Below are 21,104 nucleotides of genomic sequence, written 5' to 3'. Positions count from 1 at the left end.
AATATCTGACATAGATATTTGACATGATGATGTCAATACGGAACAATCGCGACAAATGAGCAAGACCAAGCGGACCCCGGCGGGCGAGGCCCTGACCGGCTTCATTCTCGAGCTGTTCCGGGCCAACGGCCTGCTCCTGACCGCCGGTGACCGGTTGGTCGCCTCGCTCGGCCTCACCAGCGCGCGCTGGCAGATTCTCGGGGCGATCGTCGATGCCGGTCGTCCCGAGCCCGTCGCCTGGCTCGCACGCAATCTCGGCGCCAATCGTCAGAACGTGCAGCGTATCGTCAACGACCTCGAGCGGGATGGACTCGTTGTGTTCGAGGTCAACCCACATCATCGCCGGGCGCAGCTCGTCGTGCTCACCGACAAGGGCAGGCAGATTTTTGACGCCGCTGGCCGCTTGCAGACGCCGTGGGTCAACGGCTTGGCGGACGGCTTGTCAGTGAAGGAGATCGAGGCGGCCCATCGCGTGATCGGCGCTCTGCGTGACCGGCTTGAGGAAAGCGGCGAGCGCTGATCGCGCCGCCCCTGTTGCGCAGGCGCCGTAGGGCGGGCAAAGCGAAAGCGTGCCCACCACCGCTCTCCAGCTCAGGCAGATCGTGGGCACGGCGCTTGCGCGCCTTTGCTCACCCTGCGAAATTTGAGCGGAGTGGCGAGGGCGCGGCGCGTCAAGCCCCCTCATCCAGCGCCACCAGCTCGCGCTTCTTGCGCAGCGACGGCAGCAGCGGCGCGATCAGCAGCAGCAGCGCCAGCGTCAGGCACGCTGCCGAGATCGGCCGCTGCACGAAGGTCCAGAGGTCGCCCTGCGACAGGATCAGCGACTTGCGCAGATTGTTCTCCAGCATCGGTCCGAGCACGAAGGCGAGCACCAAGGGTGCCGGCTCGTAGCCGAGCTTACGCATGAAATAGCCGATGATGCCGAACGCGATCATCACATAGACGTCGAACACGTTGTTGCTTGAGCAGTAGACGCCGAGGATCGTGAACAGGATGATCAGCGGGAACAGGATGTTGTACGGCAGCTTCAGGAGCTGCACCCACATGCCGATCATCGGCAGGTTGAGGATCAACAGCATCACGTTGCCGATATACATGCTGGCGACGATGCCCCAGAACAGGCCGGGGTTTTGCGTGATCAGCAGCGGGCCCGGCTGCAGGCCGTGGATGACGAAGGCCCCGAGCAGCAGCGCCATCACCACGTTCGGCGGAATGCCGAGCGTCATCAGCGGGATGAACGCTCCGCCGGCCGCGGCGTTGTTGGCGGATTCGGGGCCTGCGACGCCCTCAATGGCACCGTGGCCAAAACGCGCCGGCGTTTTCGACAGCCGCTTTTCCAGCGCATAGGACGCGAACGAAGCCACCACCGCGCCGCCGCCCGGCAGGATGCCGAGCAAAAAGCCGAGCAGCGTGCCGCGCGCCACGGGGCCGGCGCTTGCCTGCCAATCCTCCTTGTTGGGCAGAAGCTGGGTGATCTTGGCGTTGATGATGTCGCGCCTGAGCGCCTGCTCGGTGTTGAGCAGCACCTCGGCCACGCCGAACAGGCCCATCACCACTGGCACGAGACCGATGCCGTCGATCAACTCCATGCGACCGAAAGTCAGGCGCGGCTGTGCCGTGATGCTATCGAGCCCGATCAGCCCGAGCACGACGCCGATGCAGGCCATCAGCAGCGCCTTGGGCATCGAGCCCTGGGTCAGGAAGGTGAGCACGACGAGGCCGAGTACCATCAGGCTGAAATACTCGGCCGGGCCGAACGCGATCGCGATGCTGGCGAGCCGTGGCGCCACCAGCATCAGCGCGATGAGCGCGAACGTGCCGGCGATGAAGGAGCCGAACGCGGAGATGCCGAGCGCAGGGCCGGCGCGGCCCTGCTTGGCCATCTGGTGGCCATCGATGCAGGTGACGACCGAGGCCGCTTCGCCGGGGATGTTGACCAGGATCGACGTGGTCGAGCCGCCATACATCGAGCCGTAATAGATGCCGGCCATCATGATGATGCCGGATTCCGGCGTGCCCGACAGCGTCACGGGCAGCAGCAGCGACATCGCCGAGATCGGTCCGATGCCGGGCAGCACGCCGACTAGCGTGCCGATGAAGACGCCGATGAAGCAGTAGAGCAGGTTGATCGGCAGCAGCGCGACGCCGAACCCATGTGCGACGTTGAGAAGCGTATCCATGCGGTCAGCCGATTCCGAACAGGCCCGAGGGCAGCTGAATCAGGAGAAGGCGCTTGAGCACCCACCACATTCCTGACGGCACCAGCACGGCGACCGGGATCGCCAGCGTCCAGCGCACGGGATCGATCAAGCGCAACAGCAGAAGCATCAGCGGGATCGACGACAGCAGGAATCCCAGCGGCTCCAGCGCGAAGGAGAACGCCGCAAGGCAGGCGATGACGAGGAGCGGCTTGCTCCAGCGCACATTCTCCCAGCGCGAGGCCAGGGTCGGCCCGCCCTCGGTGACGGCCGAGACGATGATGCTGCTCGCGAACACGCACATCAGGATGCCCGTGTAGAACAGCACGTAGCCGGAACCGGGATCGTTGATGGTGCCGAGCTTCAGCTTCAATGCCTGCCAGGTCACGAAGCCGCCGAGCCCAAGCCCGATCAGCCCGCCCCAGAGTTCGGAATTGGAAAGGCGGAGCTTGATGTTGGTGTCGGTGTCGTTGTTCATCGCTATCCTCTCGTGCTCCGGACGCAGCGCAGCACCATAAGTGCGGTCACGCACGGCTTCGACGTCCTATGGTGATGCGCTGCAGAGCCGGGCCCATGAGTGTGGACGAAAAAGATGGGTCCCGATTCAGCGGTGCACCGCTGAAAAAGCGCTGCACCGCGTCCAGGACACGAAAGTGGCTCAGTTCTATTTCTTCGCCAGCCCGAGCGTATCGATAACCTTGCGCTCGGACTCTGTGACCTCGACGACGAACTTCTTGTAGTCCTCGGTGTTCTTGTAGTTCGGCACCATGTCGTATTTGGCGAGCGTGGCTATCACCGCGGGATCCTCGACGGCCTTCTTGAAGGCGTCGTGCAGCTTGGCGACAATTTTGGGATCCATGCCCTTCGGCCCCGCAATGCCGAACGGGGAATCATAGACCATGGGATAGCCGAGCTCCTTCAACGTCGGCACGTCGGGATAGTTGGGCGATCGCGCGCCGGTCCACACCATCAGAAGCCTCAGCTTGCCGGCGTCGACCAGCGGTCGCCAGCCCGTCGAATCCGCCTGGAGCATCGTGTGCTGTCCCAGCACGGCTGCGTTGGTCTCGGCGCCGCCCTTGAACGGCACCTGGGTGAGCTTGATGCCGGACATCGCCGCGATCTGCTCCATGCCGATATGGAGCGAGGTGCCGGTGCCCGGCGTCGCATAGGTCACCTTGCCCGGGTTCGCCTTCGCGAACTCGACGACGTCCTTCCAGGACTTGAACTGCGACTCCGCGCTGGTGGTCACGCCGAAGGTATAGCCGGTGAGGTGGACGATATAAGTGAAGTCCTTCGCCGGATCCCATGACACCTCCTGCATCAGGGGCAGGCGAAACACGGTGATCGGAATCTGTGAGATGGTGTAGCCGTCCGGCTTTGCAGCCGCCGCCATGGTCGCCGGTCCGACCGTGCCGCCGCCGCCGGCCTTGTTGTCGATCACGATCGGCTGCCCCAGCACTTTCGAGGCGCTGTCGGCGATCGCACGCATCGAGATGTCGGTCGAGCCGCCGGCCGGCCATGGCACGATCAGCGTGACCGGCTTGCTCGGATAGTCCTGCGCGCCGGCCGCGGTCGCGAGCAATATCCCCACGGCCTGCATGGCGGCAAAGGCAATCGTCTTCAGCCCGGATCGCGACATCGAAGCACCTCCCTCGCAGCGGTCTCGCTGGACCGCCGTTTCTCGTTGTTATGACAAGATTGTCCCCGAAATCATGAGAGAAGAAAAGCGCATTGAGTGGACCGCCCGCCTGGACGAGGTCAGCGCCCCCCGCGGAAACGAGGCGTGCGACAATCGGTCGTTTGGAGGTGTGCCGAGAGGCGGAATTTGAGGAGGTCTAAAGGCCTTACGCGACCCGTCGGACCGCTTTCAGCGTTTCGATGGTGCGGCCGACATCGGCCGCCGGGCAGGGCTTGCCGAAATAATATCCCTGCACCGCAGTGCAGCCGCATTCGCGCACGAAGGCGAGCTGCGCCTCGGTCTCCACCCCCTCCGCCGTGGTCTCGACGCCGAGCACGGAGCCGAGGCTGGCGATGGTGCGGACGATCGCAACGCTTTCCGGGCTCTCGCCGAGCGTGCCGACGAAGGAGCGGTCGATCTTGATGCGGTCGAACGGAAATTTGCGCAAGTAGCTCAGCGAGGAATAGCCGACCCCGAAATCGTCGAGGCTGACGCGTACGCCGAGTGCGCGGAGCTGATGCAGGATCCCGATCGTCGCCTCGCTGTCGTCGAGCAGCGCCGTCTCGGTGACCTCGAGCTCGAGGCGCTGCGGCGGCAGGCCGGCTTCCGCAAGCGCGCTCGTGACCAAAGTCACCAGCCCGCGCGAGCGGAACTGCACCGGTGACAGGTTCACCGCGACCGTGACGTCGGGCCAGGACGCGGCGCTGGCACAGGCCGTGCGCAGCACCCATTCGCCGATCGGAACGATCAGCCCGTTCTCCTCGGCGATCGGGATGAACTCGGCGGGCGAGACCAAGCCGCGCGAGGGATGCTTCCAGCGCAGCAGCGCCTCGAAGCCGGTCAGCTCGGACGAAGCGAGCCGCACCTGCGGCTGGAACACCAGATGGAATTGGTTGGACTCCAGGGCGCCGCGCAGATCGTGCTCCAGCGCGTGCCGGCTGCGCGCCTCTTCCTCCATCTCCGGCTCGAACAGCTGGTAGGCGCCGCGCCCCCTGGCCTTGGCCTGGTACAGCGCAAGGTCGGCGCATTTCATCAGCTCGTCGGCGTCCAGGCCGTGATCGGGCGCGATCGCGATGCCGACGGAGACGCCGACATGGATCGCCTGGTTTTCCAGCGGCGGCGGGTGACCGATGATCTCGACCAGGCGGCGGGCGAGCTGTTCGGCCGATTGCGGCTGCGGGCCGCGCTGGAGCACTGCGAATTCGTCGCCGCCGAGGCGCGCAACGGTGTCGTTCTCGCCGACATTCTCCTTCAGGCGCGCCGCGACCCAGCGCAACAGCCGGTCGCCGGCGGCATGGCCGAGGCGGTCGTTGACTGTCTTGAAATTGTCGAGGTCGAAGCACAGCACCGCCATCGCGCCGCCGGCAATCGCCACCTGGTTCAGTCCCTCGCCCATCTTCTCGCGGAACAGGGTGCGGTTGGGCAAGTCGGTCAGGGAATCGTGCCGTGCCATGTGCGCCACGCGAGCCTGGGCCTTGTGGCGCTCGGTGACATCCTCATAGGTGACGACCCAGCCGCCATGTTCCATCCGCTTGTGATTGAGCTTGATGATGCGGCCGTCGCTCAAATGACGATGCAGCGTGTGCTCGCCCTCGCGCAGCCGCTCGACATAGTCGGCATAGAGCTTGGCGCCGGTCATGTTCGGGTGGATGCCGAGCGCGCAGCTGTGCTCCATGATCTCGCGCATCGAGACGCCGGGCTTCACCACGTCGGGCGACAGGCCGTACATCTCGATGTAGCGGCGGTTGCAGACGATGACGCGCAGACCCGAATCGAGCATGCACAGACCCTGGCTCATGTTGTTCAGGGCCGCATCGAAGCGGCGATACTGTTCGCTCAGCTCCTCGACCGCGTGCTCGCGTTCGGTGATGTCTTCATAGGTGGCGACGAAGCCGCCTTCGGCCAGCGCGCAGTAGCGGACCGAGATCACGGTGTCGTTCGACATGCGCCGGCGCATCGGCGAGGAATCGCGGTTCGCGATCCGTGCGCGGGCGGCTTCCAGGATCTGTTGCGGGGTGTATTCCGAGACGAACGCGCCGTTCGCCATCGATCGTTCGATCAGCTCGCCGAGATGCGTGCCGGGCTTGGTCTCCTCCAACGAGAGCAGATAGATCCTGCGGTAGGTGGTGTTGCAGACGCGCAGGCGCATGTCGCTGTCGTAGAAGGCGAGCCCGTGCGCCATGTTCTCCAGCGCCGCGTCGAGGATGAAGTTCTGTTTCCGCAGGGTCTCCTCGTATTGCAGCCGCTCGTTGACGTCCTCGTGTACCGTCACCCAGCCGCCGTCGGGGAGGAAGCGGGAGACCGCCTGCACCATCCGCCCGTCGTAGCGCGTCACCAGCTGGGTCTTCGCCTTCCTGGTGCGCACGTCCTCGAGCCTGGTCTCGTGGAATTCCTCCGCCGACATGCCCGGCATGTTGCCGCGCGAGAGCCAATGGTCGATGGCCGTGCTGTGCGTGACGCCGGGCTTCACGATGGCGGGGTCGAGGTTGTAGATGTTCAGGAAGCGCTCGTTGCAGAGGACGACGCGGCTGTCGGCATCATACATGATGAGGCCGTGCGACATGTTGGCGAGCGCATGCTGGCTGCGTTCGGTCTGCACGTGCAATTCCGCCTCGAGCCGGGCGAGGCGGCTGACATCGTCGCAGATCGTCATCCAGCCGCCGCCGGGAAGCGGCTTCAGCTCCAGCGACATGACGAGGCCGCTCGCCAGCCGCTGCTCGGTCCGGAACGGCTTGCCGCCGGCGATCTGTGCGATCCGCGCCGAATACAGCGCGTCGAGCTCGCTCTGCGGGAAGTTGCCGCGGCTCGCACTGTGCGCGAGCACCTCGCGGTAGCTCGTGCCGACGCGCACGACGTCGGCGGACAGGTCGAACAGCGAGAGGTAACGCTGGTTGACGAGCATGATCCGGTTGTCGGCGTCGTAGACGCAAACGCCCTGCTCCATGCGATCGAGCGCGAGCTGGCTCAGCGCGACCAGGGCCTCCGGGCTCTGCTCGCGGCGTGCACCAAGCTCGTTGTCGCGGATCGACGTCATGGGGTCGGCGGGTCTCGGCGGCAATAGACTTAAAGCAACGTAATTCCGCTGCCGAGGGTAGCGAAGAGGCCGGAAAATTCCCTTAAGCGCAGTAGTTTACGGAGGGTGACCGGCGATAAAGAGCGTGTCGGAAATGCCAAGGCGCCTGCTGGAGTTGGCCGAGAGGGCGCAACAAATCAAATCAGGTGTCGTCCCGGCGAAGGTCGGGACGACTACCTACGGCCCATACAGCACCAGTTCCGTATCCGTGAGATCGGCGAGCTGGGGACGGTGCGGACCCTTGAAATATTTGCGGCCGCGCCGCTCGGTATAAATACCGGCGAGGCCGGGAATCGGGCCATTGGCGTCGACCGCCACCGAGATCTTGCCGAGCCGCAGCAGCAGCCGGCCGATGCGGCCGGCACATTCGGCATATTCGGCGGCGCTGCGGCAGTAGATCAGTTTCATCGCGGGTGGTGCGACGAAACCGCGACGGATGCGCACCGGTTGCAGGATGAAGGGAAACGTTCCCTTCGGCGTGCGGCAAACGAGGCTGAGGCAATTGTAGCGCGCATGCCGCGTCAGGAGCTCGGTCTCGTCCTGGGAAAGCCCCTCGATCGTCTTGGCGTGCTGCGAGATCACCTCGATCTTGCTCCAGCGCGGGGCGCGCGACAGCGCCGGCACCGAGAAGAAGATGCCGCGGCAGTAATTGCGGAAACCCTGCGCCTCGATGATCGGCCAAGTCCACGGCGCCGGGCTGATGTTGAGATAGGTGACGTCCTTGTGCCGCTGCGCGACCTTGGTCAGGAACGAGGCGTAGTTGCGGTAAGCCGGATCGACATACCAGCTCGACAGATTGCACTGGATGGCGGTCTCTTCGCCGTGCTTCCGCGTCGTGTAGATCAGCAGCAGCACGCCGACGGGCTCGCCGTCATTGTCGAGCATGTAGCCGAAGCGCGGATAGCCCTCCGGCACGGGCCGGAAGGCCTGTCGGCGCAGGCCCTGCATCCAGTATTCGCGCGAGCGGCCGACGAAGCCGCGCGTCAGCAGATCCGCGATCTTCTCGACGTCGGACTCGGTGATCTCGCGGCAACGGACCTTGGTATGGATCACGCTCGTCTTGCCCGTGGAAATGGTCGGTCTCGTTCGGTCTATCGTTTCCATGATCTCGTCGGAGAACCGCTTCGCGCCTTGCGCCAACGCGGCCCTTCGGGGCCGGGTCGTGCTCTAGCGCCAGCCTTCACCATGCGCCTCGGCCGCTGTATGCGGCTGCAGGCCCAGCATGCCCCGCACCTTGGCGGGCCAGGTGGAGAGATCAGTGCCGTGGGTGTGGAACATGGCGACGGCAAGGCGGTCCATGCCGAAGGCGACGCAGCCGGTGTGCGCCGGCTCGCCATTGGCGTCCTGGATGCCCCAGGTCGTGCCGAAATGCTCGCGGTGATAGTTGAAGCTCATGCAAGCGGTCGGCTGCTCCTCCGAGCGCAGCGGGATCAGAAGCTCGAACTTGAGCTGCTGCTGCTTCTGGCTCACCGCCTTCATCTGGCCGACACGGCCGAAGAAGGGATCGCTGGCATAGTCGACGCGGAAGGTCAGGCCGAGGTCGCGGGCGATCGCCTGTGCGCGCACCATCCAGCGCTCACGGAAATCGGCGACGTCGTCGGGCGTGCCGATACAGACATATTCGCGCATCCGGAACGATTGCAGCCGGTCAAGATGCTTTGAGGGCTCGCGGCGGAAGCAGTCGGCCGCGACGTCGAAGCGCAGGCCGCCCTTCGGCAACTGACCGCGGCTCGCCGCGATCGGATAAACGGGATAGCAGGCCGCCGGCGACAGCACGAGGTCGGCGGGCGACAGTGACGTGGTCCAGTCGCCGCCGGCGTCGAAGCGGCTCACCGCCGCGTTGATCTCGCGCTCGGTGCCATGCAGGCCGCAGACGCAGCCGAGCAGGTTCGGGAAGCTTTTGAGATAGCCGGACTTCTCCAGCTGGGCGCGGCTCATCACCGGCGGGAAGCGCAACGCTTCGGTACCGGCTTCGCGATGGCTGGTGATCAGCGCGGCGAGTTTCTCGACGATACCCTCATAGAGCGCGGTGCGGGCGTAGACGCCGTCCGAGCCCATGCGGTGGAACAGCTTGTCGGCGAGATGGTCGAGCGGATCGACGATTTGCGGCGCGGTTTCCGGTGAATTTGGGAGGACGGCAATATTCATGGGTCGATGTCCTGCTATCTCGAAATTGTTCTTGCTGATCTCGTCGGAAGGCACGTCAGTCGTGAAGGCTCGACGGCACGCCGCTCATCAGCGTCGAGGTGGCGGCGTTGGCCAGAATACGGTCGTTGTTGATCATGATCGGCGACGACAGCACGTCGCGGAGGTGACGGCCCATGGTGAACTCGCCGTCGTTTCGGTAGCCGGAAAGGCCGGCGGTGCGCATCGCATGCATCACGGTTTCGACCGCGAGCTCGGAGGCCTGCACCTTCAGCAGAGTGATCGACGATTGGAAGTCGAGCGAGCCGAGCGCCCGCTCGTCATGTTCGGCACGGGCGAAGGCGTCGATATTGGCCGAGATCAGCGCGCGCAGTTTTGCCAGAGACATCTTTGCGGCGGTGAAATGCGCGGCCGCCGGCGGCATCTGGCCGCCGGACGAGCGGGCCGCCTTGCGGATGAACGCTTGCGCGCGCGTCACGGCCGCGGCGGCGATGCCAGCCCAGGCCGACGACCAGCACAGATGCGCGAAGGGCGTCATGGTCTGGGCATGGATCTTGTCGTAGGCCTCAGGGAAGACGCGGTCGGCGGGGCAGTCCACCTTCAACTCGAAACCGGTCGAGCAGGTGCCGCGCATGCCGAGTGTCTCCCAACCCTGCGTCTGCTTCAGCGAATAATCGTCCTTGGCGAGCGCCAGCAGCACCTGGTCCGAGGCTGCGGCATCGGTGGCGCGGCGGGCGACGGTGACGAGACCGTCGGCTTCGGCGCCGTAGGAAATCACGGTGGCGCCGCGCACCAGCGAGACGGTGTCGCCGGCGTGGTCGACGGCCGCGGCGCTGGCGCGGATGTTGCCGCCATTCTGGCCCTCGGTGGTGGAGGAGGCGAGCAGCCACTGGTCGCGGGCGACCCGGCGCATCATGGTTTCCATCCAGGGGATGCCGTGACCATGCCTGATGACGCAGGCAACCTTGGTCTGGTGCATCGCGTAGATCATGGCCGTGGACGCGCAGGCGCGTCCGAGCGTGTAGCAGATGTCGGTGACGTCGTGGATCGAGGCACCGAAGCCGCCGAATTCGACCGGGATCATCACGCCGAGCAGCTTTTGCTCACGCGCGACGTCGAAGGCCTTATGAGGGAAGCGGGCGTCGCGATCGACCCCGTCTGCGTCAGCCGCGGCTGCCGCGGCGGTCCTGGCCGCGCGCTCGATCAAGGAAGGACCTTGCTCGAGGAAGCTCGTCTGCGTTTCGTCGACAGTGAGAACCGCTTCACGCACGTTCATACTCGTCCGCCTCCGGTTTGTCGTTCGGGATCACTGGCATCATTCGCGATGCCGCTTGACGCGATCCTCCGACCATCTTTGCTTGTGAGACGAGGCTACGGATTTAATTCAAATTCGTCGATGAAATAGAGGGTAAACGAAGCCCAATTCCAAATGGACAGTTAAGGTCCGGTTTTTCGCACGCCCCGGATTTCCGCGATCGCGTTAGTGAACTGGAAGAGGCATGAATTTCCGACAATCTGAGTCATCGTTTACTAAGAAACGCGAAGTAATGGTGACGCCCATTGCGGGCTCGGCCGTCCCTGCCCATCGTACCCGGCAGTCCGGCCGAACCTTTTCATAGACAGATGGGAATTTACCGATGCAGTCCTTCGAACCCGAATTGCGCAATCGCATCATCAAGCTGGTGAAGGGCATCCTCGCGCAGAATTCGCTGTCCGCCGACGTCGCCCCGTCGGCCAAGCTCGTCGACGTCGGCCTCACCTCGATGGACATGGTCAATCTCATGCTCGGCGTCGAGGCCGAGTTCGACTTCACCATCCCGCAGTCCGAGATCACGCCGGAGAATTTCCAGTCCGTCGAGACCCTGGAGCGGATGGTCGCGACGCAGCTGCGGCTCGCGACCGCGGCTTAACTAAAACTGTCGGGGTCGTCCTGGCGAAAGCCAGGACCCATGACTCCGGGCAGGAATTTGGCAAAGGTTGGTCGTTCGGTATTGGTCGCGTTCCCATCGATAGACCTCGCGGTATGGGGCCTGGCTTCGCCGGAAGACAGCGGGTGCGTGGCAGGCGCCTTCGCCCCTCACAGTCCCGCCATCACCGCACCACCCCGTTCCAAAACCGCCGCAAAACTGGCATAGCTTTAACCATGCCGCACGTGGCGGACAGGGTGGAGCAGACATGACGCAGGCAGTATTGGGCATCATCGGTGGCTCCGGCATCTACGATCTGCCGGGTCTCGAGGGTGCGCGCGAAGAGGTGATCGAGAGCCCCTGGGGCGAGCCGTCGGCTCCCCTGAGGCGCGGGTCCATCGCCGGCCTGCCGATCGTGTTCCTGCCGCGGCACGACAAGGGCCACCGGCTGTCGCCCTCCGACATCAACTACCGCGCCAATATCGACGTGCTGAAGCGCGCCGGGGTCACCGACCTGATCTCGCTCTCGGCCTGCGGCTCCTTCAAGGAGGAACTGCCGCCGGGCACCTTTGTCCTCGTCGACCAGTTCGTCGATCGCACCCACAAGCGCGAGAGTTCGTTCTTTGGCCGGGGCTGCGTCGCCCATGTCTCGATGGCGCATCCAGTTTCGCCGCGGCTGCGCATCCATCTTGCCGCGGCCGCCGAAGCGGAAGGCATCGCGATCGCGCGCGGCGGCACCTACGTTTGCATGGAAGGGCCGCAATTCTCCACCTATGCGGAAAGCATGACCTACAAGGCGCTGGGCTATTCGGTGATCGGCATGACCAACATGCCCGAGGCCAAGCTCGCGCGTGAGGCCGAGCTCTGCTACGCGACGGTGGCGATGGTGACGGATTTCGATTGCTGGCATCCCGACCACGATGCCGTCACCGTTCAGGACATCATCCGAGTGCTGACCTCGAACGCCGACAAGGCCAAGGCGCTGGTGGCGCGGCTGGCGAAGGATTTCCCGCGCGAGCACGAGCCGTGCCCGATCGGTTCGGACCGCGCGCTCGACACGGCTTTGATCACGGCGCCCGAGGCGCGCGATCCCGAGCTCCTGAAGAAGCTCGACGCGGTGGCAGGGCGCATCCTGCGGGTGTGATAGGAAAGGCAGAATGCCATGAAGGTCGACGGCAAGCATTTCCGCAGCATCTGGCGTGAGCGTGACGGCTGGTCGGTCGGCGCGATCGACCAGCGCCGGCTGCCGCATGAATTCGTCATCGCGCGGCTGACCTCATGCGAGGATGCGGCCGTGGCGATCCGCGACATGCTGGTGCGCGGCGCGCCGCTGATCGGCGCGACCGCCGCCTACGGCATGGCGCTTGCCATGCGCGAGGATGCCTCGGACGCCGGTCTGACGCGCGCCTACGACACGCTGGTCGTGGCGCGGCCGACCGCGATCAACCTGAAATGGGCGCTGGACGAGATGCGCAGGACGCTCGCGCCAATTGATCCCGTCGAGCGAGCGGAAGCGGCCTATGCGCGTGCCGACGAGATCGTCGAGCAGGACGTCGAGATCAATCGCGGCATCGCGGCCAACGGCCTGAAGCTGATCGAGGCGATCGGATCGAAGAAGCCGGGTGAGGTGGTCAACGTGCTGACCCATTGCAACGCCGGCTGGCTCGCCACCGTCGATTGGGGCACGGCGACCGCGCCGATCTATCTCGCGCATGAACGCGGCATCAAGGTCCATGTCTGGGTCGACGAGACGCGACCGCGCAACCAGGGCGCCTCGCTCACCGCCTGGGAGCTCGGCCATCACGGCGTGCCGCACACGGTGATCCCCGACAATACCGGCGGGCATCTGATGCAGCACGGTATGGTCGATCTCGCCATCGTCGGCACCGACCGCGTCGCCGCCAATGGCGACGTCTGCAACAAGATCGGCACTTACCTCAAGGCGCTTGCGGCGCACGACAACAACGTGCCGTTCTACGTCGCGCTGCCATCGCCGACGATCGACTTCGCCGTCCATGATGGCATCAGAGATATCCCGATCGAGCAGCGCAGCGGCGTGGAGGTCACCGATATGACCGGCCGTACGGCCGACGGCAGGCTGGAGACGGTACGTGTCGTGCCGGAGGGATCACCGGTCGCCAATTATGCGTTCGACGTGACTCCGGCGCGCCTCGTCAGCGGCCTCATCACCGAGCGCGGTGTGCTCAAGCCGGACCGCGCTTCACTGGCGGCGGCTTTTCCGGAGCGGATTGCTGCTGCGGCGGAGTAGTCAGTTCGCGAGGCTAGATCGTTCCACGCCGTCATTGCGAGCGCAGCGAAGCAATCCAGAGACCTTCCGCGGAGATAGTCTGGATTGCTTCGCTGCGCTCGCAATGACGGGACGCCCTAGCCCAGCTTCAGCGCCGTCGCCTTCTCCAGCTCCGCGATGGCCTGCGCCCCGCTCGTTACCTTGATCGTGGTCATGCCCATCTCGCGCGCGGGCTTCAGGTTGACGCCGAGGTCGTCGAGATAGACGCAATTCTTCGGATTGACTTTCAGCGTCTCGACCATCAGCCGGTAGATGCGCGGATCGGGCTTGCGCAGGCCGATCTTGGCGGACTCGATGACGTGATCGAACAGCACCATCACCTCGGCGATGTAGAGGGAGCGTCCGGTCATGCTGCCGATGGCGTTGGCCGGCAGATTGTTGGTGATGCAGCCCGTCCTGAACTGCGCCTTGATGCGCTTCAGGGCTTCGACCATCTCGGGCCGCAGATCGCCCTGCAGCAGCGGCAGCACGTCGAGGCCGCGCACCTCGGCGCCGAGTGCGCGTGATTCCTCGGCGAACAAGCGATCGAACGTCTCGATATCGACTTCGGCGCGCTCGAACCTGGCCCAGGCGTTTTCCAGATGATTGGCGGCATTGGTGCGCCGGATGATGTCGGCAGGCAGGCCGCGCTCGGTCTCGAACCGCGTGAACGCCTCGAACGGCGAGCTCGTCAACACCCCGCCAAAATCAAAGATCACCGCCTCGATCGCCACTATCCGGCCCTCGTCAATTCCTTTCCAAGAGGGCTAGCATGCGCTATCGCCAAGGGCCAGTCCGAAGCAGCCCGCCGTCTCCCTCCGATGCCGAAGCGTGTTCCCATGACGAAGCTTGCCACGTTCATCGCAGCCGCGCTGCTGCTCACCACGCCCGTTTACGCCATCGTCGGCGGCGGCACGCCGCAAGCCGATGGCGTCGCGCGCGCCGTCGTCACCATCGTCGGCTCGCGCGGCAATTTCTGCACCGGCACGCTGATCGCGCAGAAACTGGTGCTGACGGTGGCGCACTGTGTGCAGCCTGGCGCGGACTACAAGATCGTCGATCGCGGCGCCGACGGTGCGCCGCAACTGCTCAACGTCCGCACCGTCGCGATTCATCCGAACTTCAACATGCAGGCGATGCAGGCGCATCGCGCCACCGCCGACGTGGCGCTGCTGCAACTGGAAATTCCACTGAAGGGAAAATCGACGGTGCCGGTCGGCATGCCGACCATTCCGATTCAGGTCGGCAGCCGCTTCGTCATCGCCGGTATCGGCGTCACCGTGAGCGGTGACGGCAAGAGCGGCGGTGTGACGCGCGTTGCCGGTCTTGTGGCGACGGGGCAGCCGGGCACGCTGCAGATCCGGCTGGTCGATCCCCTAACCAACGGAGTTCGCGACGGAATTGGCGCCTGCACCGGCGATTCCGGCGGTCCGGTGTTCGAGGACAAGCCGAATGGCACCATGCTCGTCGGGCTCATCAGTTGGTCCACTGGACCGAACGGCGCCGCTGGCTGCGGCGGCCTGACCGGCGTCACGCCGCTGACGCTCTATCGCGACTGGATTTTGCAGACCGCGCGGAGCTGGGGTGCGGCGTTGTAGTTTGATCGCGAATTGAACTATGTCATTTTAATACGGAAGCGCGATGGGCGACGTGCCCGTCGCGGAGGAAACGCGTCGTCCGGTCAAGGGCGGCCACAAAAACAAGCAAGGCATAGAAGCAACAATGAATGTCGCTGTTCGCAGTCACGCCTCCACCAAGCAGGCCTCGGAACATTTCGACGTGCTGATCGTCGGCGCCGGCATCTCCGGTGTCGGCAGTGCCTATCACATCGAAAAGCAGCTGCCGGGTACGAGCTATGTCATCCTGGAAACGCAGGCGACGTTCGGCGGCACCTGGAGCACGCATCGCTATCCCGGCATCCGCTCGGACAGCGATCTCCACACCTTCGGCTACAGCTTCAAGCCCTGGGTCGGCCCGCCCATCGCGACCGCTGAGGAGATCCTCTCCTACATGAAAGAGGTGATCGACGACAACGATATCGCCCGCCACATCCGCTACAAGCACAAGATCAATTCCGCGAACTGGTCGAGCGAACGGAATCTCTGGACCATCGAGGCCACGACCACCGATACCGGTGAAGCAAAGACCTTTACCGCAAACTTCCTCTGGATGTGCCAGGGTTATTACCGCCATTCGGAAGGTTATACGCCGGAATGGAAGGGCATGGATCGCTTCAAGGGCCGCATCGTCCATCCGCAGACCTGGCCGGATGATATCGATCTCACGGCTAAGAAGGTCGTCGTGATCGGCTCGGGTGCGACCGCGGCGACGCTGGTGCCGAATATCGCCGGCAGTTGCGCGCACGTCACCATGCTGCAGCGTTCGCCGACCTATTTCCGTCTCGGTCGCAACGCCATCGAGATCGCCGAGGAGCTGCGCCGGCTTCAGGTCGACGAGGAATGGATCCACGAGATCGTCCGGCGCAAGATCCTGTTCGAGCAGGATGCGTTTACGAAGCTCTGTCTCGCCAAGCCCGAGCAGGTGAAGAAGGAGCTGATCGGCCAGATCAGCGCGGTGCTCGGCCCGGACTACGATGTCGAGACGCATTTCACGCCGTCCTATCGTCCGTGGCGGCAGCGCATCGCCTTCGTGCCGGATGCCGATCTGTTCAAGGGCATCGCCAGTGGCAAGGCGTCGGTCGTCACCGACGAGATTGAGTGCTTCGTCGAGAACGGCATCCAGCTCAAATCGGGCAAGCTGCTGGAGGCCGATGTCATCGTCACCGCGACCGGTTTCAATCTCTCCGCGCTCGGCGACATCGCTTTCGAGATCGACGGCAAGCCGCTCGCCTTCGGCGACACCGTCACCTATCGCGGCATGATGTTCACGGGCGTGCCGAACATGGTCTGGGTGTTCGGCTATTTCCGCGCCAGCTGGACCTTGCGCGTCGATCTCGTCGCCGATTTCGTCTGCCGTCTGCTCGGCCACATGAAGGCGAAGGGCAAGAAGAAGGTCGAGGTCAAACTGCGGCCAGAAGACCACAACATGCCGATCCTGCCCTGGATCGATCCTGAAAACTTCAACCCCGGCTACATCATGCGCAACATGAACCTGCTGCCCAAGCGCGGCGACAAGCCGGAATGGCAGCACAGCCAGGATTACTGGACCGAGAAGGACGAGATCCCGAAGACGGATCTGGACGACACGGCGTTTGTTTACGGGTGAGGGGCGTCGATGTAAGGGACGGGAAGTATAGCGATACACTCAACTGTCGTGCCGGGGCGCGGAGCGAGCCCGGACCCATACTCCCAGGCAGTGGTTGTCGGGTGAGCGGGTCACGCCGAGTCTTCGCCAAACATCTCCCTGTGATTATGGGTCCCAGATCGGCGCTTCGCTTGTCCGGGACGACATCGTTGGCTGAGCGACGGTGTACCAACTCATCAGCAGAGTAAGTTACGAATTCCGCCGCGTCGCATTCGCCGCAATGGCCGCCGCAGCCGTCCGGTTTTCCACGCCGAGCTTGGCGTAGATCTGCTCAAGGTGCTTGTCGACCGTGCGCGGGCTTAATCCGAGTATCTGCGCGATGTCGCGGTTGGTCTTGCCCTTGCTGAGCCAGGCGAGCACCTCGCCTTCGCGCGTGGTGAGGCCGAGCTCGCTGGTGAACTCCGGCGGCAGCGCGGTGCCGGCTTCCTTGGACAGCCGCAGCAGGAATTCGTTCGGCGCGGTCTCGCCCATGTAGTAGAAGCGGAGCTGCGGATTGTCGGGCAGGGATGCGGCTTGCGACTTCGAGCTGCCTTTGCCCTTTGCCTGCTCCAGCCATTGCAGCAGCGACGGCGGCAGGACGAAGTCGTCGGCCTGCGTGCCATGGTGATCGGCCAGCAGCTTCTGTGCCTGCGGCGTCGCCCAGAGCAAATGGCCCTGGCGGTCGACCGCGAACAGGAAGCGGCCGGAGACGTCGAGCGCGGCACGCGCGCTCTGCGTCAGCCTTGCATTGCCGAGATGGACGCGGATGCGCGCCAGCATCTCTTCGATCACGATCGGCTTGGTCACGTAGTCGACGCCACCGGCGTCCAGCCCGCGTACGATGTGCTCGGTTTCGGCAAGCCCCGTCATGAAGATCACGGGCACATTGGCAAGGCCCGCATCGCGCTTGAGCCGGCGACAGGTCTCGAACCCGTCCATGCCGGGCATCACGGCATCCAGCAGCACGATGTCAGGGGTAATCTGGTCGACGATGCGCATCGCGCTCGCACCGTCGAGTGCCACCATCACAGTCATGCCGGCGCCGTCCAGCGCATCGGTGAGCAGCCGCAGCGTTTCGGGCGAGTCATCGACAACGAGCGCCACGTCGCGCTTCTTTGGTTCAATGCTCATAAGCATGCAACGTCTTCAATGTGGCCATGTACTGGTCGAGATCGAAGCGATCGACCAGCGACCGCATCTGCGCGACGAAATCGGCATGCTCCGGATGTTCGCTGCCGATCTCGTCCAGCTTGAGCTGGATGCCCTTGACGTAGCCGATCTGGCCGAGCCCGATCAACGCCTCGATGTGCCGCACCGGCGGCTTCGATCCGCTCTCCGGCCGCCAGAACGGCACCGCGATCTCGTCAGCGCCGTACTGCCATTCGATCTTGAGGAGCTGGCGGATCATCTCCAGCAGCCGCGGAATGTCGATCGGCTTCATCAGATAGCCGTCATGGAACGGCTGCGCCAACGGCGTGCCATGAGCCTCCAGCGCGCTCGCCGACACCATCAGGATCCGCGCCTGGTGATGGCCGCTGGAGCGCAAGGCTTCTGCGACGGCCCAGCCATCCATGGCCGGCATGGAGATGTCGAGCAGGAATAGATCGGGGCGGCAATGTTGCGCCAATGCCAGGCATCCGGCGCCGTCGGGCGCGCTGAGCAGGATGAAGCCGAGCGGTGTCAGCACCTCGCGCAGGAGGTCGCGATGCACGGGGTCGTCGTCGGTGATCAGGATGGTCTTGCGCGCGCCGTGATAGCCGGAGACCGCGGCCTCCACCGGCGCGATGCGCTGCGGATTGGTGACCTCCGACAGCAGGATCTTGACCTTGAACGTTGAGCCGGTGCCGACCGTGCTCATGACCTTGATGTCGCCGCCCATGACGCCGGCGAGAAGCCGGCTGATCGTCAGCCCGAGCCCAGTTCCGGTCTGCGGCTGCGCGACACCGAGCGCGCCGCGTTCGAACGGCGCAAAGATGCGCTCGAGATCGTCGCCCTGGATGCCGGGCCCGGTGTCGATCACCTCGAACTCGGCAACGGGGCTGCGGTAGTGCACGACGAACTGCACGCTGCCGGTCTGGGTGAATTTTATGGCGTTGGAGAGCAAATTGATCAACACCTGGCGCAGCCGCTTCTCGTCGGCATAGACCACGGCCGGCAGATGCGCCGGCCGCCTGAACACGAAGTCGATGCCCTTGGCGGCGGCCTGGAGGCGGAACATGCCGACGAGCTGGTCCAGGAACTCGCTGAGCCGCACCTCGTCGCGCGAGAGATACAGCCGCCCAGCCTCGATCTTGGAGATGTCCAGGATGCCGTCGATCAGGCCGGAGAGGTGGTCGGCACTGCGGCGGACGACCCGGACCTGGTCGCGCGGCTTGGTGCTGAGCGTTGAGTCCTGCTCGAGCAGCTGGGCGTAGCCGCTGATCGCGTTGAGCGGCGAGCGCAGCTCGTGGCTGAGGCCTACGACGTAGCGGCTCTTGGCGAGGTTGGCGGATTCGGCGACCTCCTTGGCGCGCTGGAGCTCGGCGTCGGTGCGCTTGTGCGCGTCGATCTCCTGGATCAGCAGCGCGGTCTGCCGCCGCGTTTCCGCTTCGGCCGCGCGGCGGCTCTGCTGCGCCAGCACGAACAGCCAGGCCACCACGCCGATGATGATGCTGAGCGAGAAGAACACCTTCCACAGCACGTTCGAGACGAGCAGATTCTCGCCATGCACGCTCGCCGAGGTCTGCAGGTAGATCAGTCCGAGCACCAGCGCGACGAGGCCCGCGGAGACCACGAACACGCCGACGTAATGGCCGAACTGCGAGTTGATCCGCGCGTAGATCGGTTGCGGCAGGATCTTGCCGAGTGCCTCGGAGAACTGGACCTGCGCGCGTCCGTGCGGCTTGCAGAGATCATGGCAGCGGGCGTCGAGGGAGCAGCACAGTGAGCAGATGGGGCCGGCATAGGCGGGGCAGGAGGTGGTGTCCTCCGGCTCAAAGCTGTGCTCGCAGATACAGCATTGGATCGATTCGATATTGGCCCAGCTCCGCTTTGGCTTGCGTGCGATGTAGAACTTTCCGTCCGTCAGCCAGGCGATCACCGGCGCCGTGACGAAAGCGACCGTCAGCGCGACGAAGGCGGCGAGCGCCTTCATGGTCGGGCCGAACAGGCCGTAGAACGCCGCGATCGAGACGATGATCGCGAGCGTCATGGCGCCGACGCCGACCGGGTTGATGTCGTAGAGATGCGCGCGCTTGAACTCCATCTGCGGCGGACGCAGGCCGAGCGGCTTGTTGACCACGAGATCGGACACCAGCGCGCCGACCCAGGCGATGGCGACGTTGGAGTAGAGCGCCAGCGTCTGCTCCAGCGCCTTGTAGACGCCGATCTCCATCAAGAGCAGCGCCACCGTCACGTTGAATACCAGCCAGACCACGCGGCCGGGATGGCTATGCGTCAAGCGCGAGAAGAAATTCGACCATGCGATCGAGCCGGCATAGGCGTTGGTGACGTTGATCTTGATCTGCGACAGCACCACGAAGATGCCGGTCAAGGCCAGCGCGAGGTCCGGCTCGGACAGCACATATCGAAACGCCACGAGATACATATGAGCGGGCTCGGCGGCCTCCTCGGGCGGCACGCCGTGGCTGAGCGCAAAGAAGGCCAGGAATGAGCCCGCCAGGAGCTTCAGCGCGCCGAGCACGATCCAGCCCGGTCCCGCGCTCATCAGCGCGATCCACCATGATGCCTTGGATGCGCGGCGATCGCGCGGCAGAAACCTGAGGAAGTCGACCTGCTCGCCGATCTGCGCCACCAGCGAGAACACCACGGAGGACGCGACGCCGAACAGCAACAGATCGAAATGTCCGCTGAGGTCGCCATGCTCGCCGGAGAATTTGCGCCATTCCGTGAAGGAGTGGGGGTTGGCCCAGGCGATCGCGACAAAAGGCAGGATGTGCAGGACGACCCAGACCGGCTGCGTCCAGAGCTGGAAGCGGCTGATCAGCGTGATGCCGTAGGTCACGAGCGGGATGATCGCCACCGCGCTGATGAGGTAGCCGATCGGGCGTGGAATCCCCAAGCACATCTCCAGCGCGGTCGCCAGGATCACGGCCTCGACCGCGAAGAAGATGAAGGTGAAGGAGGCGTAGATCAGCGACGTCACGGTCGAGCCGATATAGCCGAAGCCGGCACCGCGGGTCAGGAGGTCGATATCGATGCCGCATTTGGCGGCATAATAGGCAATCGGCACGCCGCAGCAGAAGATGATGGCCGAGACGACGAGGATCGCGGCGGCGGCATTGGTGACGCCGTAGTTGAGGGTGATGGTGCCGCCGATCGCCTCGAGCACCAGGAAAGAGATCGCGCCGATCGCGGTGTTGGCGACGCGGGCGGCGGACCAGCGCCGCGCGCTCTTGGCGGTGAACCGCAGCGCGTAGTCTTCCAGCGTCTGGTTGGCAACCCATTGGTTGTACTGGCGCCTGACGCGGTCTATTCGCTGCCGCCCTGCCACTCTTTACCCCACTCCCGATACCGACCCAGAGCCCTCGCAAATCCCGTACCAAAAGCCTACGTCGGTATTTTGCGGTGCAGT

16 protein-coding genes are annotated in these 21,104 nt (G+C 64.5%); 6 read left to right on the top strand and 10 right to left on the bottom strand.

Features of this window, described 5'->3' with window-relative positions:
• The first annotated feature begins 55 nt into the window (after nt 1-55).
• Nucleotides 56-520 carry a MarR family winged helix-turn-helix transcriptional regulator gene (locus A5906_RS02380; RefSeq protein ID WP_080133651.1) on the top strand — a complete coding sequence of 155 codons (465 nt, stop codon included), beginning with the start codon at nt 56-58 and terminating at the stop codon, nt 518-520.
• A gap of 151 nt (nt 521-671) precedes the next feature.
• On the opposite strand, the gene A5906_RS02375 is transcribed toward A5906_RS02380, so the two are convergent.
• From A5906_RS02375 to A5906_RS02345, 7 genes are all read right to left on the bottom strand, one after another.
• Nucleotides 672-2,180, bottom strand: coding sequence for a tripartite tricarboxylate transporter permease (locus A5906_RS02375; protein WP_080133650.1), 1,509 nt, complete (start codon nt 2,178-2,180; stop codon nt 672-674).
• A 4-nt stretch (nt 2,181-2,184) separates the two neighbouring features.
• A complete protein-coding gene (locus A5906_RS02370) occupies nt 2,185-2,676 on the bottom strand; it encodes a tripartite tricarboxylate transporter TctB family protein (RefSeq protein WP_080133649.1) in 492 nt (163 codons plus the stop codon).
• A gap of 186 nt (nt 2,677-2,862) precedes the next feature.
• Nucleotides 2,863-3,837: a tripartite tricarboxylate transporter substrate binding protein gene (locus A5906_RS02365; protein ID WP_080133648.1), complete on the bottom strand. Its 975-nt coding sequence runs from the start codon at nt 3,835-3,837 to the stop codon at nt 2,863-2,865.
• A 205-nt stretch (nt 3,838-4,042) separates the two neighbouring features.
• Nucleotides 4,043-6,910, bottom strand: a complete 2,868-nt coding sequence (locus tag A5906_RS02360; protein ID WP_080133647.1) for a PAS-domain containing protein — start codon at nt 6,908-6,910, stop codon at nt 4,043-4,045.
• A gap of 216 nt (nt 6,911-7,126) precedes the next feature.
• Nucleotides 7,127-8,002 carry an acyl-CoA acyltransferase gene (locus A5906_RS02355; RefSeq protein ID WP_136614952.1) on the bottom strand — a complete coding sequence of 292 codons (876 nt, stop codon included), beginning with the start codon at nt 8,000-8,002 and terminating at the stop codon, nt 7,127-7,129.
• Nucleotides 8,003-8,116: 114 nt separating this feature from the next.
• The gene (locus A5906_RS02350) at nt 8,117-9,097 is read right to left on the bottom strand and encodes an amino acid--[acyl-carrier-protein] ligase (RefSeq protein WP_080133646.1); all 981 of its coding nucleotides are present in this window, start codon (nt 9,095-9,097) and stop codon (nt 8,117-8,119) included.
• A 55-nt stretch (nt 9,098-9,152) separates the two neighbouring features.
• Nucleotides 9,153-10,370, bottom strand: a complete 1,218-nt coding sequence (locus tag A5906_RS02345) for an acyl-CoA dehydrogenase family protein (protein ID WP_080133645.1) — start codon at nt 10,368-10,370, stop codon at nt 9,153-9,155.
• 361 nt (nt 10,371-10,731) lie between these two features.
• On the opposite strand from A5906_RS02345, the gene A5906_RS02340 reads away from it, so the two are divergent.
• From A5906_RS02340 to mtnA, 3 genes are all read left to right on the top strand, one after another.
• Nucleotides 10,732-11,004 (top strand): phosphopantetheine-binding protein, encoded by a 273-nt coding sequence (locus A5906_RS02340; RefSeq protein WP_080133644.1) that lies wholly within the window; start codon nt 10,732-10,734, stop codon nt 11,002-11,004.
• A 265-nt stretch (nt 11,005-11,269) separates the two neighbouring features.
• Entirely contained in the window at nt 11,270-12,145 is an 876-nt protein-coding gene (locus A5906_RS02335; RefSeq protein ID WP_080133643.1) for an S-methyl-5'-thioadenosine phosphorylase, read from the top strand.
• 18 nt (nt 12,146-12,163) lie between these two features.
• Nucleotides 12,164-13,270: an S-methyl-5-thioribose-1-phosphate isomerase gene (gene mtnA / locus A5906_RS02330; protein WP_080133642.1), complete on the top strand. Its 1,107-nt coding sequence runs from the start codon at nt 12,164-12,166 to the stop codon at nt 13,268-13,270.
• 116 nt (nt 13,271-13,386) lie between these two features.
• On the opposite strand, the gene A5906_RS02325 is transcribed toward mtnA, so the two are convergent.
• Entirely contained in the window at nt 13,387-14,022 is a 636-nt protein-coding gene (locus tag A5906_RS02325) for an HAD-IA family hydrolase (protein WP_080133641.1), read from the bottom strand.
• A gap of 105 nt (nt 14,023-14,127) precedes the next feature.
• Between A5906_RS02325 and A5906_RS02320 the strand changes: the two genes are divergently transcribed.
• Both A5906_RS02320 and A5906_RS02315 read left to right on the top strand, forming a co-directional pair.
• Entirely contained in the window at nt 14,128-14,886 is a 759-nt protein-coding gene (locus tag A5906_RS02320; RefSeq protein ID WP_080133640.1) for a S1 family peptidase, read from the top strand.
• Between the two features lie 124 nt (nt 14,887-15,010).
• Nucleotides 15,011-16,513, top strand: a complete 1,503-nt coding sequence (locus tag A5906_RS02315) for a flavin-containing monooxygenase (protein ID WP_080134030.1) — start codon at nt 15,011-15,013, stop codon at nt 16,511-16,513.
• Between the two features lie 228 nt (nt 16,514-16,741).
• Here A5906_RS02315 and A5906_RS02310 read toward each other — a convergent pair whose 3' ends face one another.
• Both A5906_RS02310 and A5906_RS02305 read right to left on the bottom strand, forming a co-directional pair.
• Nucleotides 16,742-17,668, bottom strand: a complete 927-nt coding sequence (locus A5906_RS02310) for a response regulator (protein WP_080133639.1) — start codon at nt 17,666-17,668, stop codon at nt 16,742-16,744.
• A complete protein-coding gene (locus A5906_RS02305) occupies nt 17,652-21,023 on the bottom strand; it encodes a hybrid sensor histidine kinase/response regulator (protein WP_080133638.1) in 3,372 nt (1,123 codons plus the stop codon). The genes A5906_RS02310 and A5906_RS02305 overlap by 17 nt, the downstream gene beginning before the upstream one ends.
• Nucleotides 21,024-21,104 lie beyond the last annotated feature (81 nt).

The organism is Bradyrhizobium sacchari, from assembly GCF_002068095.1.
Lineage (GTDB): Bacteria > Pseudomonadota > Alphaproteobacteria > Rhizobiales > Xanthobacteraceae > Bradyrhizobium > Bradyrhizobium sacchari.
The sequence above is the reverse complement of the archived record's forward strand: the minus strand, read 5'-3'. Positions and strand labels throughout refer to the sequence as shown.

Excerpts from the sequence above, each read along its gene's own strand:
- A5906_RS02380 (WP_080133651.1), top strand. The coding sequence starts at position 56 with ATGAGCAAGACCAAGCGGACCCCGGCGGGCGAGGCCCTGACCGGCTTC.
- A5906_RS02375 (WP_080133650.1), bottom strand. The coding sequence starts at position 2,180 with ATGGATACGCTTCTCAACGTCGCACATGGGTTCGGCGTCGCGCTGCTG.
- A5906_RS02370 (WP_080133649.1), bottom strand. The coding sequence starts at position 2,676 with ATGAACAACGACACCGACACCAACATCAAGCTCCGCCTTTCCAATTCC.
- A5906_RS02365 (WP_080133648.1), bottom strand. The coding sequence starts at position 3,837 with ATGTCGCGATCCGGGCTGAAGACGATTGCCTTTGCCGCCATGCAGGCC.
- A5906_RS02360 (WP_080133647.1), bottom strand. The coding sequence starts at position 6,910 with ATGACGTCGATCCGCGACAACGAGCTTGGTGCACGCCGCGAGCAGAGC.
- A5906_RS02350 (WP_080133646.1), bottom strand. The coding sequence starts at position 9,097 with ATGAATATTGCCGTCCTCCCAAATTCACCGGAAACCGCGCCGCAAATC.
- A5906_RS02345 (WP_080133645.1), bottom strand. The coding sequence starts at position 10,370 with ATGAACGTGCGTGAAGCGGTTCTCACTGTCGACGAAACGCAGACGAGC.
- A5906_RS02340 (WP_080133644.1), top strand. The coding sequence starts at position 10,732 with ATGCAGTCCTTCGAACCCGAATTGCGCAATCGCATCATCAAGCTGGTG.
- A5906_RS02335 (WP_080133643.1), top strand. The coding sequence starts at position 11,270 with ATGACGCAGGCAGTATTGGGCATCATCGGTGGCTCCGGCATCTACGAT.
- mtnA (WP_080133642.1), top strand. The coding sequence starts at position 12,164 with ATGAAGGTCGACGGCAAGCATTTCCGCAGCATCTGGCGTGAGCGTGAC.
- A5906_RS02320 (WP_080133640.1), top strand. The coding sequence starts at position 14,128 with ATGACGAAGCTTGCCACGTTCATCGCAGCCGCGCTGCTGCTCACCACG.
- A5906_RS02315 (WP_080134030.1), top strand. The coding sequence starts at position 15,011 with ATGAATGTCGCTGTTCGCAGTCACGCCTCCACCAAGCAGGCCTCGGAA.
- A5906_RS02310 (WP_080133639.1), bottom strand. The coding sequence starts at position 17,668 with ATGCTTATGAGCATTGAACCAAAGAAGCGCGACGTGGCGCTCGTTGTC.